This is a genomic window from Pseudomonas peli (genome assembly GCF_050563605.1).
GTDB lineage: Bacteria > Pseudomonadota > Gammaproteobacteria > Pseudomonadales > Pseudomonadaceae > Aquipseudomonas > Aquipseudomonas peli_A.
Genome location: NZ_JBNXUH010000002.1, coordinates 1 through 11,745 on the forward strand (window position 1 = coordinate 1; position 11,745 = coordinate 11,745).

Below are 11,745 nucleotides of genomic sequence, written 5' to 3' on the forward strand. Positions count from 1 at the left end.
CTGCGCGACCCCGCKGCGCATGCCTTTTGTCTGGAKTTCCAGGTCAGCGATCCSGGTTATTGGCCTTCCCGAGCAGCRGTGSGGGCAGYTGTYCCCCAKTTCCCAGCRGGCCGATGCCTCGCCCCCCCGCCGTTATGGCGGTACCGGTCTCGGCCTGGCCATTGCCAAGCAACTGGCGTCGCTTATGGGCGGGGACGTGGCGGTGCGCAGCGTGCCTGGCCAGGGCAGTACCTTCAGCTTTACCGCGTGCCTGCAGCTGGCCCATGCGCCGCTGCGTAACGAGAATCTGCTCAGCAGCCCGCTGACCCAGGAGCCTTTGCTGGGCGGCCGTGTGCTGCTGGTGGAGGACAACGAGCTGAACCAGCAGGTGGCGGCCGAGCTGCTGCGCGCCATGGGTTGTCAGGTGGATATTGCCGGCAATGGCCGCGAGGCCCTGGATCGGTTGGCGCTGCACCGCTACGAACTGGTGTTTATGGACATGCAGATGCCGGTGCTCGATGGCCTGGCCGCGACCCGTGAGCTGCGCCTACGCCCCGAGCTTGCTGAGTTACCGGTGGTGGCGATGACTGCCAACGCCATGCGCGAGGACCGCGAGGCCTGCCTGGCTGCCGGGATGAACGACTTCATCAGCAAACCCTTTGAGCCGCAGACCCTGCACGCCGTGGTTCAGCGCTGGTTGGGCCAGCGTTGGAGTCGACCACAGGTTGTCGCGCATCAGGCGCAGACGCTGCGTTTGGCCGGGGTGGACGTGGCCGCCGGCCTGCGTCGGGTGCTGGGCAACGAGGCGCTGTACCGGCAGCTGCTTAACCAGTTCCTTACCGGACAGGCCTCGCTGATCGAGCAGTTGCAGAGCGCCTTAGACCAGGGCGACGCTGCTACCGCAGAGCATTTGGCCCATGGCTGCAAGGGTGTTTCCGCCACGCTTGGCGCGAATGCCCTGGCCAAGGCCGCCGGCGCGCTGGAGCAGCACCTGCGCCACGGCGCGGCCGCGGGTAGCGAGCCGCTGCTGGTCGCGCTGGCGGCGCAGCTCAATCCCTTGCTCGACCAGCTGCGCCAGTTGCCGGCCAATGAGCAGGAGATTGCTGCCTCGGTGGATGAGCAGCAGTTGCAGCAAGCGTGCGAGCGGCTGTCGGACTTGCTGACGGACAACGATGCCGAGGCGCAGACCTGCTTCACCAGCCACGCGCCGTTGCTGCGTGCGGCGTTTCCGGCACAGGTCGCGCGACTGGCGGCGGCATTGGATGATTTCGACTTCGACAAAGCGCTGGCCTGCCTGGACGAGGCCATCGATAGCCGGCTGAGCCGCGCGGCCTGAGGCTTTTCATGGAAATTCAGCGCGATTCAGCCCTATTCAGAGCAGCTCAGGCGGCGCTGTGGGCTAATCGCTGTATCTGCAATTTGCCTATTTCGAGGACGCTAGGATGAGCATGAACGAGCGCAAGGCCACCCTGCTGGTGGTCGACGATGTACCGGCCAATCTCCACCTGATGAGTGAGCTGCTGCGCCCGCATTATCAACTGCGGGTAGCCTCCGGCGGCGAGAAGGCATTGCAGATCGCCCGCCAAAGTCCGCCGGACCTGATCCTGCTGGACGTGATGATGCCGGATATGGACGGCTACGAGGTCTGCCGTCAGCTGCAGGCCAATCCGCTGACCCAGGACATCCCCGTGCTGTTCCTCACCGCCAAGGACCAGGCCGAGGACCAGCGGCACGGCCTCGAGCTGGGCGCCACCGATTACTTGAGCAAGCCGTTCGAGCCGACGGTGCTGCTGGCGCGAGTACGCAGTCAGCTGCGCCTGAAAGCAGCGTCCGACCAGCTACGTCTGCGCAATGCCCATCTTGATGAAGAGGTGGCGCAGCGCACCCGCGAGCTGCAGGCGGTGCACGACGTGACCATTCTGGCCCTGGCCTCGCTGGCGGAAACCCGCGACAACGAGACCGGCAACCACCTGCGCCGCACGCAGAACTATGTGCGCGTGTTGGCGCAGAGGCTGAGCGAGCAACCGCGCTTCGCCGCGCAGCTGGACGAGCAGAGTATCGAGCTGCTGTACAAGTCGGCGCCGCTGCACGATATCGGCAAAGTCGGTATCCCTGACCACATCCTGCTCAAACCTGGGCGTTTCGAGCCGCACGAGTTCGAGGTAATGAAGCACCACCCGCGCTTGGGCTACCAGGCGCTGGTGCATGCCGAGGAAATGCTCGGCATGCCGGTGCCGTTTCTGCGAATCGCCAAAGAAATCGCCCTCTGCCACCACGAAAAATGGGACGGCAGCGGCTACCCGCAGGGCCTGAGCGGCGAGGAAATTCCCCTCAGCGCCCGGTTGATGGCAATTGCCGATGTCTACGATGCGGTAATCAGTCGCCGTGTGTACAAGCCTGAAATGCCCCACGAGAAAGCCGTCGCGATCATCCGTGAGGGCCGTGGTGGGCACTTCGATCCGGCTGTGGTGGATGCCTTCCTCAGCCTAGAGCTGGAGTTCCAGGACATCGCACGGCGCTACGCCGATACCGATGAGACCCTGCACGCCAAGGCCGAGCAGTTCAGTGTTAGCCAACTGCATGTCGTCGTGGCCGACTGCGCCTGACGCACTGGAGTAGCCCCATGATTACCGAGCAAACTGTTTTTCTCGTCGTCGATGACGCCGACTCCATGCGCCGGATCAACAGCAGCCAGCTGACCCGGTTGGGCGCGCGCCAGATCCTGTTGGCGAACAGTGGCCTGGAGGCCCTGAAGATTCTCGAAACCCGCCGCGTTGACGTGATCATCTCCGACTGGAACATGCCGGTGATGTCAGGGCTCGATCTGCTGCACCGGGTGCGTTCGAGCGAGAGCCTGGCGCACTTGCCGTTCATCATGATCACCGCCGAGTGCGAGCGCGATCAGGTCAACCAGCTGATTGCCAGTGGGGTGAGCAGCATCCTGGTCAAACCCTACAACTCTCAGGACCTTGTGCAGCATTTGACGCGGGCCATGCGTCATCGTCCCAAGCCTTTGCCGCTGGTGCAGGTCCAGCCCGAGGTAGTCAAAGCGCCTGTTCCGAAGGAGACGCGCCGACCCACCCTGCTGGTGGTGGACGACATGCCGGACAACCTCAGCCTGATCTCCGGCCTGTTTCGCAAGGATTACCGGGTGCGCGTGGCGCAGAACGGCAACGCCGCCCTGGCCATTTGCACCTCGGACGACCCGCCGGATCTGCTGCTGCTCGACGTGATGATGCCGAACATGGATGGCTTCGAGCTGGCCAGCCAGCTGCGCAGCCATCCACGGGCCAGCCATATCCCGCTGATCTTTATCACCGCCATGACCGAACCCGAGGCCCAGCAGCGCGGCCTGGAACTGGGTGCGGTGGATTTCGTCAACAAACCGATTGATCCGCACATGCTGCGCCTGCGGGTCAGCAACCTGCTGCGCCACGTGGAGCGGCACTGCCAGGTGCAGGCTGACTACAACGAGCTGCTGGAATTGGCACGCTTGCGTGAGGAGGTCGAGCAGATCGCCCGGCATGATCTGAAGGCGCCGCTCAGCGGCATCCTTGGGCTGGCCCAGGGCCTGCTTGAGGGCGGCAACCTGCTGCCGGGGCAGGAGCGCATGCTGTGGTTGCTGGAGGATAGCGGCCAGCAGGTGCTGAATATGCTCGACCTCTCGGCGACGCTGCACCGCATCGAGACCGGGCGCTTCGAGCTGCAGCCGACTCAAGTGGCACTGGCACCCATGCTCGGCAGCATGGTCGAGGCGGCGCGGATGACCTACCAGGCCAAGTCACTGGTGATCGAACTGAGCCTGCCTGACGGGGACCAAAACGAGTCTGTGCAAGCTTGGGGCGATCAGCTGTTGTGCTACTCGCTGCTCAACAATCTGTTGAAGAACGCCTGTGAGGCGGCCCCCGAGGGCAGTCGCGTGCGGGTGCAGGTGGCGATGGACGAGCAACTCAGCATTCGTTTAGAGAACCAGCCAGCGGTGGCCGAGGCTTTCCGTCCGCACTTTTTTGATAAGTACAGCAGTCTTGGCAAGAAGAACGGCAACGGCCTTGGCACCTACTCGGCGAAGAAACTGGCGCTGGCCCAGGGCGGCGCGCTGGAGCTGCAGGTGGACGATGCCCTGGACACCACCTGCCTGCTGCTGACGCTGCCCAGCCTGGAGTGCGAGCAGCCGATGTTTGATCTGGTTGGCTGAGTCGCTCTGCAAGGTGTGCGGCTCAGTGTCGTGCAAGGCTCTGCTCGCAGAACAGCACGGCCCCCATGCCGTCGCTGATCAGTACGCTGTCCGGGGTTAGCCGGCGGACCTTGTAGGTCAGGCGTGACTGCTCGGTGAAGATAAACAGGCCGAGGCCGGCCAGCTGCGGTTCCTGCAGGCTATCGGTCTCTCTCTTGCCGCTATGTTGTACATGCAGCAGTAAGCGTTGCCCCTCACGACGGTGCTCGAAGCTTGCCGTGCGATGCAGGTAACCCAAGGTCTCGCTGTTGCCGGTTTCCAGTAGGCGCGCACTGGCTTTGTAATCGCCAAGGCCCTCGGCGCGCAGGTCGAGGTGGTATTCGTTGAGCAGCCACCGCCCTTGCGGCGACTCGATTTCCAGCGCGCTGCGTCCGCTGCAGAGCAGGTCAAGAGGCGGGGCAGGCCGTTCGACCAGCATCCCGGCACCGAGGCTCAGGGCACCGACAACAAGGAACACCCAGAGGTGACGCCAGCGCCGACTAGTCATTGGCTTGTATCCCCATGCATTGACTGTCCGGCACCAGCAATTTGCCTTGGCACAGCAGGTCCAGGCTGCGGTACTGGTCCGCGAAGCGGTAAATATGCAGGTCGCGCGAGTCCATACCCAGGGCCTGACTGAGCTGCTTTGCTTGCGCAACAAGCCGGCGGTTGTCTGGCTGCAAGGCACCGCCGGGCATGCTTTCCTGATGGACCTGTATCGCGTCGATGCTTTCCACCTGATGCTCGACAAAAGGCAGCTCTGGCAGAGGTTTCTCGCCCAGCAGGCTCGGCAGCTGGAACAGCGCCACCCAGCAGATAATCGCAGCGAAACCCAGCAGCAGGTCCGTCGTCCGCTCATGCCGCCGCTCTTTACGTGGCATCGGTTCGTACGGCTCTGCGCTGGACGGCGGAGCTTTTGGCGCAGGCGCTGCGGGTGTTAGTGGCGGGGCAGATAAGACGGCTTCGTCGAGCAGCTCCACCTGTTCGCTGATCTTGTAGCCGATTCGTGGGATGGTAATGATCAGTTCGTGGTTCGGCTGCAGCTTCTCCAGCGCCACACGCAGTTGGCGCACCACCTGAGCCAGGCTGTTGTCGGTCACCTCCAGGCCGAAAGCCCCCCAGGCACCGCTCATCAGATCGCGCTTGCTGACGATCTGCCCGTTGGCTTGCAGCAACTGGGTCAGGCAACGGCTGGCAATAGCGCCGATGCGCAATACCTCGTCAGGGGCCTGGGCCGCGTACAGCACATAGGCTTCGTTATCGAAGTGAATCAGGCGATTGATCACGTAGGTGCTCATGTAACGTTCCTGATTGGCGCAAGGTGAGCGGTGTGGCGGCTTTAACAGGTTAGTCCCGATTACCACTGGATGAAGATCTGCCCGTTTTGTAATGAAAAGATTACGAATTTGCGATTGCGAGGGCTGTTCACGGTGGTTGTTGCAGGTTCTGTCAGATATTCTTGACAAAAGTGGCCGCTTTCCGAGCTGGCTTATAGATCTAGGGGCTAGCCATGCGTATCAAAGTCCACTGCCAGAACCGAATTGGCATCCTGCGCGACATCCTCAACCTGCTGGTCGAATACGGCATCAACGTCGCCCGTGGCGAAGTCGGTGGCGAGCAGGGCAACGCCATCTACTTGCACTGTCCGAACCTGATCAACCTGCAGTTCCAATCGCTGCGACCTAAGTTCGAGGCGATTTCCGGGGTGTTTGGCGTCAAGCGTGTGGGTCTAATGCCCAGCGAGCGTCGTCATCTGGAGTTGAATGCCTTGCTCGGTGCGCTGGATTTCCCGGTGTTGTCGATTGATATGGGCGGCTCAATCGTCGCGGCCAACCGCAGTGCGGCGCAGCTGCTTGGCGTGCGGGTGGATGAAGTGCCGGGTATTCCGCTGTCGCGTTATGCCGAGGACTTCGACCTGCCCGAGCTGGTGCGCGCCAATAAGTCGCGGATCAATGGCCTGCGGGTGAAAGTTAAGGGCGATGTGTTTCTCGCCGATATCGCCCCGCTGCAAACCGAGCATGAAGAGAGTGATGCCATGGCTGGCGCGGTGTTGACCTTGCACCGGGCGGATCGGGTGGGCGAGCGCATCTATAACGTGCGCAAGCAGGAGTTGCGTGGCTTCGATTCGATTTTCCAGAGTTCCAAGGTAATGGCCGCCGTGGTGCGCGAAGCGCGGCGTATGGCGCCGCTGGATGCGCCGCTGCTGATCGAGGGCGAAACCGGCACCGGTAAGGAACTGCTGGCCCGCGCCTGCCACCTGGCCAGCCCGCGTGGGCAGTCGCCGTTTATGGCGCTGAATTGCGCCGGGTTGCCGGAATCCATGGCCGAGACCGAGCTGTTCGGCTACGGCCCCGGTGCCTTCGAAGGCGCGCGGCCGGAAGGCAAACTCGGTCTGCTGGAACTGACAGCTGGCGGCACGCTGTTTCTCGATGGCGTCGGCGAAATGAGCCCACGCCTGCAGGCCAAGCTGCTGCGTTTTCTCCAGGACGGCTGTTTTCGTCGGGTCGGCAGTGATGAGGAGGTCTATCTGGATGTGCGGGTAATCTGCGCCACCCAGGTCGACCTGTCCGAGCTGTGCGCCAAGGGCGAGTTCCGCCAGGACCTTTATCACCGCCTCAACGTGCTCAGCCTGCATATCCCGCCGCTGCGCGAATGCCTAGATGGTCTGCCGCCGCTGGTGGAGCACTTTCTTGACCAGGCCAGCCGGCAGATTGGCTGCCCGCTACCCAAGCTGGCGCCGCAAGTGTTGGATAAACTCGGTCACTACCACTGGCCGGGCAACGTGCGTCAATTGGAGAACGTGCTGTTCCAAGCCGTATCGCTGTGCGATGGCGGAGTGGTCAAGGGTGAGCATATCCGCCTGCCGGACTACGGCGCGCCGCAGCCGCTGGGTGAGTTCTCGGTGGAGGGCGGCTTGGACGAGATTCTCGGGCGCTTCGAGAAAGCCGTGTTGGAGCGCCTATTCCACGACCACCCGAGCAGTCGTCAGTTAGGTAAACGCCTTGGCGTGTCACACACCACGATTGCCAACAAGCTGCGTCAGCATGGGTTGGGCAAGGAGTAGGGGGCTTTTAGCCGCGAGCGCACTGCGCGGCCACAAACCCTTTACTGGGTCAGCCCAAGGCCGAAACTTTAGCGCTAGAGTGTGCTGATCAACTTATGACCTGATGGACCGCAGCAAGGATTGCCATGCCCAACATAAACCGCAGTGATGCCCAGCAACGTGCCGATGAGATCGGCGTTTTCAATCGTGAATTGGCGCGCCTTGAAGCGGAGCAGGTGTTGAACCTGAATGACAGCCAGCGCGCCAGTCTGCATGGCTACCAGCAGCAATTGCTTAACAGCTATTTGGCGGCCTTCGATATCGATCACGACATCCAGGCCCGTCAGCTGTCGCTGGGCATGCGCATTGCTTCGTTTCTCGGCGCGCTGGCGTTGGCGGCCAGTGTGTTTTTTCTGTTCTACCAGTTCTGGGGGCTGTTCGGCACCCTGAGCCAGGTGGCGATTCTGCTGACCGCGAGTATCGCCTCATTCGGCCTGACGCTGTGGGTGCAACGCCTCGATAGCTCGGGCTATTTCAGCAAGCTGGCGGCGCTGGTGGCCTTTACCTGTTTTGTCCTGAACATCGTCATGCTCGGGCAGATATTCAATATCACCCCTTCGAACAACGCCTTGCTGCCCTGGGCGCTCTATGCGCTGCTGCTGGCTTATGCCTGCGGTGCGCGCCTGCTGCTGGCGGCCGGATTGAGCTGTCTGCTGGCCTTTGTCGCTGCGCGGATTGGCAGTTGGGACGGCATTTACTGGCTGGGGTTTGCCCAGCGGCCGGAGAATTTCTTCCTGCCGGCGCTGCTGATCTTCGCGGTGCCGCTGCTGATTGATCAGCGCCGTTTTGACGGCTTTGCGGTGATCTATCGGGTATTTGGCCTGCTCGGGGTGTTTGTGCCGGTACTGGTGTTGTCGCATTGGGGCGCGGGCAGTTTCTTCGATTATTCGCCCGAGTACATCGAGAATACCTACCAGATTGGCGGCTTTATCCTCGCGGCGCTGGTGATCTGGTTGGGTGTGCGTCGCGAATGGGCGGATGTGGTGAACACCGGGCTGAGCTTCTTTGTGATTTTTCTCTACACCAAGCTCTTCGATTGGTGGTGGGAGAGCATGCCCAAGTACCTGTTCTTCCTGGTATTGGGCTTGAGTGCGGTGCTGATTCTGCTGGTGCTGCGGCGCCTGCGTAGCCGCCACGGTTTGCTGGGAGGTGTGCAATGAGCGGCGTGCGTGCGCGTTATCTGATTGCCGGGCTGGCGCTGATTGGCCTGGTTAACGCGATTATCCTGGCGGGCGTGGCCTGGAATCGCCAGGAGCCCGAGGAAAGCCGCCTGCAGCTGTCCGAGCGCGAGTTGGGTAATACCTACGCCTATTGGCGCAAGGACAACAGCAGCCTGGCACTGCACCTGGATTACCGCTGGCCCAGCCAAGCGGATGATGACCACTACTACCTGTCGATCAGCGCCGAAAAGATGGCCGAACTGGGCTTTCAGGTGCCCACTGAGCTGAACGAGCAGAGCGTGCGACGTTACCGTCGTCAGCTGGACCGTGATGCACTGCTGGTGTTGGAACTCGATGGCCCGGCTTATCAGCGTGAAGTGGCGCTGCAGGTTGCCGCCCATGCCGAGGCCCTGCGTTTGCAGAAGTCGGTGCCGGACAGCAAAGAGCTGCGTGAGGCGGCCCAGCACGCAGCCAATGCGCTGAACTATGAGCAACACCGCGCCAGCCGCCTGCTGGTGGTGGATGTCGGGATGGATCAGCAGACGCTGCGCGCGCGTTACCCGGACCGCACGCGCTACGCCATTGTGCGCAGCATCATCGCGGTGCAGGCCAGCAGCGTAGCGACCGATTGGACGGGCGAGGGCGATGACCCGCGTCCGGACAACCAGCGCTGGACCTGGCAGCTCGGCGGCTCGGCCGAAACCCCTGGAGTGCAGAGCCTCAACCTGCCGCAGCGCTGGCATGCGACGTTCGACAGCCTGCCGCAGCAAGCTGAGCAGCCAGGCGTTGACTACTCGGGTTATCAGAAGCTGTTTAGCGCCGAAGTCGCCTTCGGCCGGCGGCTGGAACCCTGGTTTGTTGCGCTGAGTGCCAGGCAGGCGAGTACGCCGCAGCCTACGACCAAGGTGCAATAGCTCGGCGCAGCGTGCTGGGTGAAAGTGGCGGCGTTCCAATCCTGCGTGGTTTGGATGCAAGCGTTTCTCCATTCCTCTCCCTGGAATGATTTGGGTAGGCGGTCAGATGACCGCCTTTTTTTTATGGCGTGCCATCCCTGGCCGCCACCCTGCGGGCCGTCGCTCCGCGACGTTAAAAATTGCTCCCGGCATTTTTTTGCCTGAAAAAAACGTCTGCAACCATGGTCGTAGAGCGTTAAGACCATGGTCGAATGGCTCAAAGGTGGGGTCGTGGATACAAAATGGCGCATAGAACAACAACTACCCACCGAGGTGTTTCTGATGAGTGCTGCGTCCTTGTATCCCGTGCGCCCGGAGGTGGCGGCCCAGTCACTGACTGATGAGGCCACCTATAAAGCCATGTATCAGCAGTCGGTGATCAACCCCGATGGCTTCTGGCGTGAGCAGGCTCAGCGCCTGGACTGGATCAAGCCCTTCACCAAGGTCAAGCAGACCTCCTTCGACGATCACCACGTCGATATCAAATGGTTTGCCGACGGCACCCTCAACGTTTCCTACAACTGCCTGGACCGTCACCTGGAAGAGCGTGGCGATCAGGTGGCGATTATCTGGGAAGGCGATGACCCGTCCGAGCACGAGGAAATCACCTACCGCCAGCTGCACGAACAAGTCTGCAAGTTCGCCAACGCTCTGCGTGGCCAGGACGTGCACCGCGGCGATGTGGTGACCATCTATATGCCGATGATTCCGCAGGCGGTGGTGGCGATGCTGGCCTGTACCCGTATCGGCGCGATCCACTCGGTGGTGTTCGGTGGTTTCTCCCCGGAAGCACTGGCCGGCCGCATCATCGACTGCCAATCCAAGGTGGTGATCACCGCCGATGAAGGCCTGCGCGGCGGCAAGAAAACCCCGCTTAAAGCCAACGTTGACGACGCGCTGACCAACCCGGAAACCGCGAGCATTCAAAAGGTCATCGTGTGCAAACGCACCGGTAGCCCAATCAAGTGGAACCAGCATCGCGACATCTGGTACGAAGACCTGATGGCCGTGGCTTCCAGCCATTGCGCGCCGAAGGAAATGGGCGCCGAGGAAGCACTGTTTATCCTCTACACCTCGGGCTCCACCGGTAAGCCGAAAGGCGTGCAGCACACCACCGGCGGCTACCTAGTGTATGCGGCGCTGACCCATGAGCGGGTGTTCGATTACAAACCTGGCGACGTTTACTGGTGCACCGCCGACGTTGGCTGGGTTACCGGCCACAGCTATATCGTCTACGGCCCGCTGGCCAATGGCGCGACCACGCTGCTGTTTGAAGGCATCCCGAACTATCCGGATATCACCCGGGTGTCGAAGATCATCGATAAACACAAGGTCAATATCCTCTACACCGCACCGACTGCTATCCGCGCCATGATGGCTCATGGCGATGCGGCGGTAGCTGGTGCCGATGGCTCCAGCCTGCGTCTGCTGGGTTCGGTTGGTGAGCCGATCAACCCGGAAGCCTGGAACTGGTACTACAAGGCGGTCGGCAAAGAGCGCTGCCCGATTGTCGATACCTGGTGGCAGACCGAAACTGGCGGCATCCTGATCAGCCCGCTGCCGGGTGCTACCGCGCTCAAGCCAGGCTCAGCGACCCGTCCGTTCTTCGGCGTACAGCCTGCTCTGGTGGATAACCTCGGCAACCTGATCGAGGGCGCTGCCGAAGGCAATCTGGTGATCATCGATTCCTGGCCGGGTCAGGCGCGTACGCTGTACGGCGACCACGACCGCTTTGTCGATACCTATTTCAAGACCTTCAAGGGCATGTACTTCACCGGTGACGGTGCGCGCCGTGATGAAGACGGGTACTACTGGATTACCGGCCGTGTCGACGACGTGTTGAACGTGTCGGGCCACCGTATGGGCACCGCCGAGATCGAAAGCGCCATGGTTGCTCACCCGAAAGTCGCCGAGGCCGCCGTGGTTGGCGTGCCGCACGACATCAAAGGGCAGGGCATCTATGTCTACGTCACCTTGAATGGTGGCGAGCAGCCGTCCGAACAATTGCGCCAGGAGTTGAAAAACTGGGTACGCAAGGAAATCGGCCCGATTGCCTCACCGGACGTGATTCAGTGGGCTCCAGGCCTGCCGAAAACCCGCTCGGGCAAGATCATGCGCCGTATCCTGCGCAAGATCGCAACCGCCGAATACGATGCACTCGGCGATATCTCCACGTTGGCCGATCCTGGCGTGGTGCAGCACCTTATTGATACTCACCGCGAGATGCAGGCTGCCTGACTTCGGTTGAACCGCCTGTAAACAACGCCCTGTTTCGGCCACAAGCCGGGCAGGGCGTTGTGCTTTGCGCGGCATTATCGATTTTCATCTGGGTATTTC

General features: G+C 61.8%; 9 protein-coding genes. 7 read left to right on the forward strand and 2 right to left on the reverse strand.

The genetic code is table 11. From position 1 onward, the window contains the following. Nucleotides 1-19 precede the first annotated feature (19 nt). The 3 genes from ACQ4LH_RS02330 (at nt 20) to ACQ4LH_RS02340 (ending at nt 4,174) form a co-directional block, all read left to right on the forward strand. Nucleotides 20-1,315 carry a response regulator gene (locus tag ACQ4LH_RS02330; protein ID WP_430696132.1) on the forward strand — a complete coding sequence of 432 codons (1,296 nt, stop codon included), beginning with the start codon at nt 20-22 and terminating at the stop codon, nt 1,313-1,315. A 112-nt stretch (nt 1,316-1,427) separates the two neighbouring features. After that, entirely contained in the window at nt 1,428-2,585 is a 1,158-nt protein-coding gene (locus ACQ4LH_RS02335) for a response regulator (protein WP_430696133.1), read from the forward strand. Between the two features lie 17 nt (nt 2,586-2,602). After that, entirely contained in the window at nt 2,603-4,174 is a 1,572-nt protein-coding gene (locus tag ACQ4LH_RS02340) for an ATP-binding response regulator (RefSeq protein WP_430695750.1), read from the forward strand. 22 nt (nt 4,175-4,196) lie between these two features. Here ACQ4LH_RS02340 and ACQ4LH_RS02345 read toward each other — a convergent pair whose 3' ends face one another. Together ACQ4LH_RS02345 and ACQ4LH_RS02350 are read right to left on the reverse strand one after the other, a co-directional pair. Then, entirely contained in the window at nt 4,197-4,700 is a 504-nt protein-coding gene (locus ACQ4LH_RS02345; protein ID WP_430695751.1) for a hypothetical protein, read from the reverse strand. Beyond that, complete coding sequence (locus ACQ4LH_RS02350; RefSeq protein ID WP_430695752.1) at nt 4,693-5,490, reverse strand: winged helix-turn-helix domain-containing protein; 798 nt, start codon at nt 5,488-5,490, stop codon at nt 4,693-4,695. The genes ACQ4LH_RS02345 and ACQ4LH_RS02350 overlap by 8 nt, the downstream gene beginning before the upstream one ends. 212 nt (nt 5,491-5,702) lie before the next feature. Here ACQ4LH_RS02350 and ACQ4LH_RS02355 point away from each other — a divergent pair, with 212 nt between their 5' ends. From ACQ4LH_RS02355 to acs, 4 genes are all read left to right on the forward strand, one after another. Then, nucleotides 5,703-7,256, forward strand: a complete 1,554-nt coding sequence (locus ACQ4LH_RS02355; RefSeq protein WP_422909516.1) for a sigma-54-dependent transcriptional regulator — start codon at nt 5,703-5,705, stop codon at nt 7,254-7,256. Between the two features lie 125 nt (nt 7,257-7,381). Continuing rightward, on the forward strand, nt 7,382-8,455 hold the full coding sequence (locus ACQ4LH_RS02360; protein WP_430695753.1) for a DUF2157 domain-containing protein: 1,074 nt from the start codon (nt 7,382-7,384) through the stop codon (nt 8,453-8,455). Further along, the gene (locus ACQ4LH_RS02365) at nt 8,452-9,369 is read left to right on the forward strand and encodes a DUF4824 family protein (protein WP_430695754.1); all 918 of its coding nucleotides are present in this window, start codon (nt 8,452-8,454) and stop codon (nt 9,367-9,369) included. The genes ACQ4LH_RS02360 and ACQ4LH_RS02365 overlap by 4 nt, the downstream gene beginning before the upstream one ends. Nucleotides 9,370-9,690: 321 nt before the next feature. Beyond that, nucleotides 9,691-11,646, forward strand: coding sequence for an acetate--CoA ligase (gene acs, locus ACQ4LH_RS02370; RefSeq protein ID WP_430695755.1), 1,956 nt, complete (start codon nt 9,691-9,693; stop codon nt 11,644-11,646). Nucleotides 11,647-11,745 lie beyond the last annotated feature (99 nt).

What these genes read in the sequence shown, in the direction of transcription:
- ACQ4LH_RS02335 (WP_430696133.1), top strand. Translation starts at nt 1,428, where the DNA reads ATGAACGAGCGCAAGGCCACCCTGCTGGTGGTCGACGATGTACCGGCC.
- ACQ4LH_RS02345 (WP_430695751.1), bottom strand. Translation starts at nt 4,700, where the DNA reads ATGACTAGTCGGCGCTGGCGTCACCTCTGGGTGTTCCTTGTTGTCGGT.
- ACQ4LH_RS02350 (WP_430695752.1), bottom strand. Translation starts at nt 5,490, where the DNA reads ATGAGCACCTACGTGATCAATCGCCTGATTCACTTCGATAACGAAGCC.
- acs (WP_430695755.1), top strand. Translation starts at nt 9,691, where the DNA reads ATGAGTGCTGCGTCCTTGTATCCCGTGCGCCCGGAGGTGGCGGCCCAG.
- ACQ4LH_RS02360 (WP_430695753.1), top strand. Translation starts at nt 7,382, where the DNA reads ATGCCCAACATAAACCGCAGTGATGCCCAGCAACGTGCCGATGAGATC.
- ACQ4LH_RS02365 (WP_430695754.1), top strand. Translation starts at nt 8,452, where the DNA reads ATGAGCGGCGTGCGTGCGCGTTATCTGATTGCCGGGCTGGCGCTGATT.
- ACQ4LH_RS02355 (WP_422909516.1), top strand. Translation starts at nt 5,703, where the DNA reads ATGCGTATCAAAGTCCACTGCCAGAACCGAATTGGCATCCTGCGCGAC.
- ACQ4LH_RS02340 (WP_430695750.1), top strand. Translation starts at nt 2,603, where the DNA reads ATGATTACCGAGCAAACTGTTTTTCTCGTCGTCGATGACGCCGACTCC.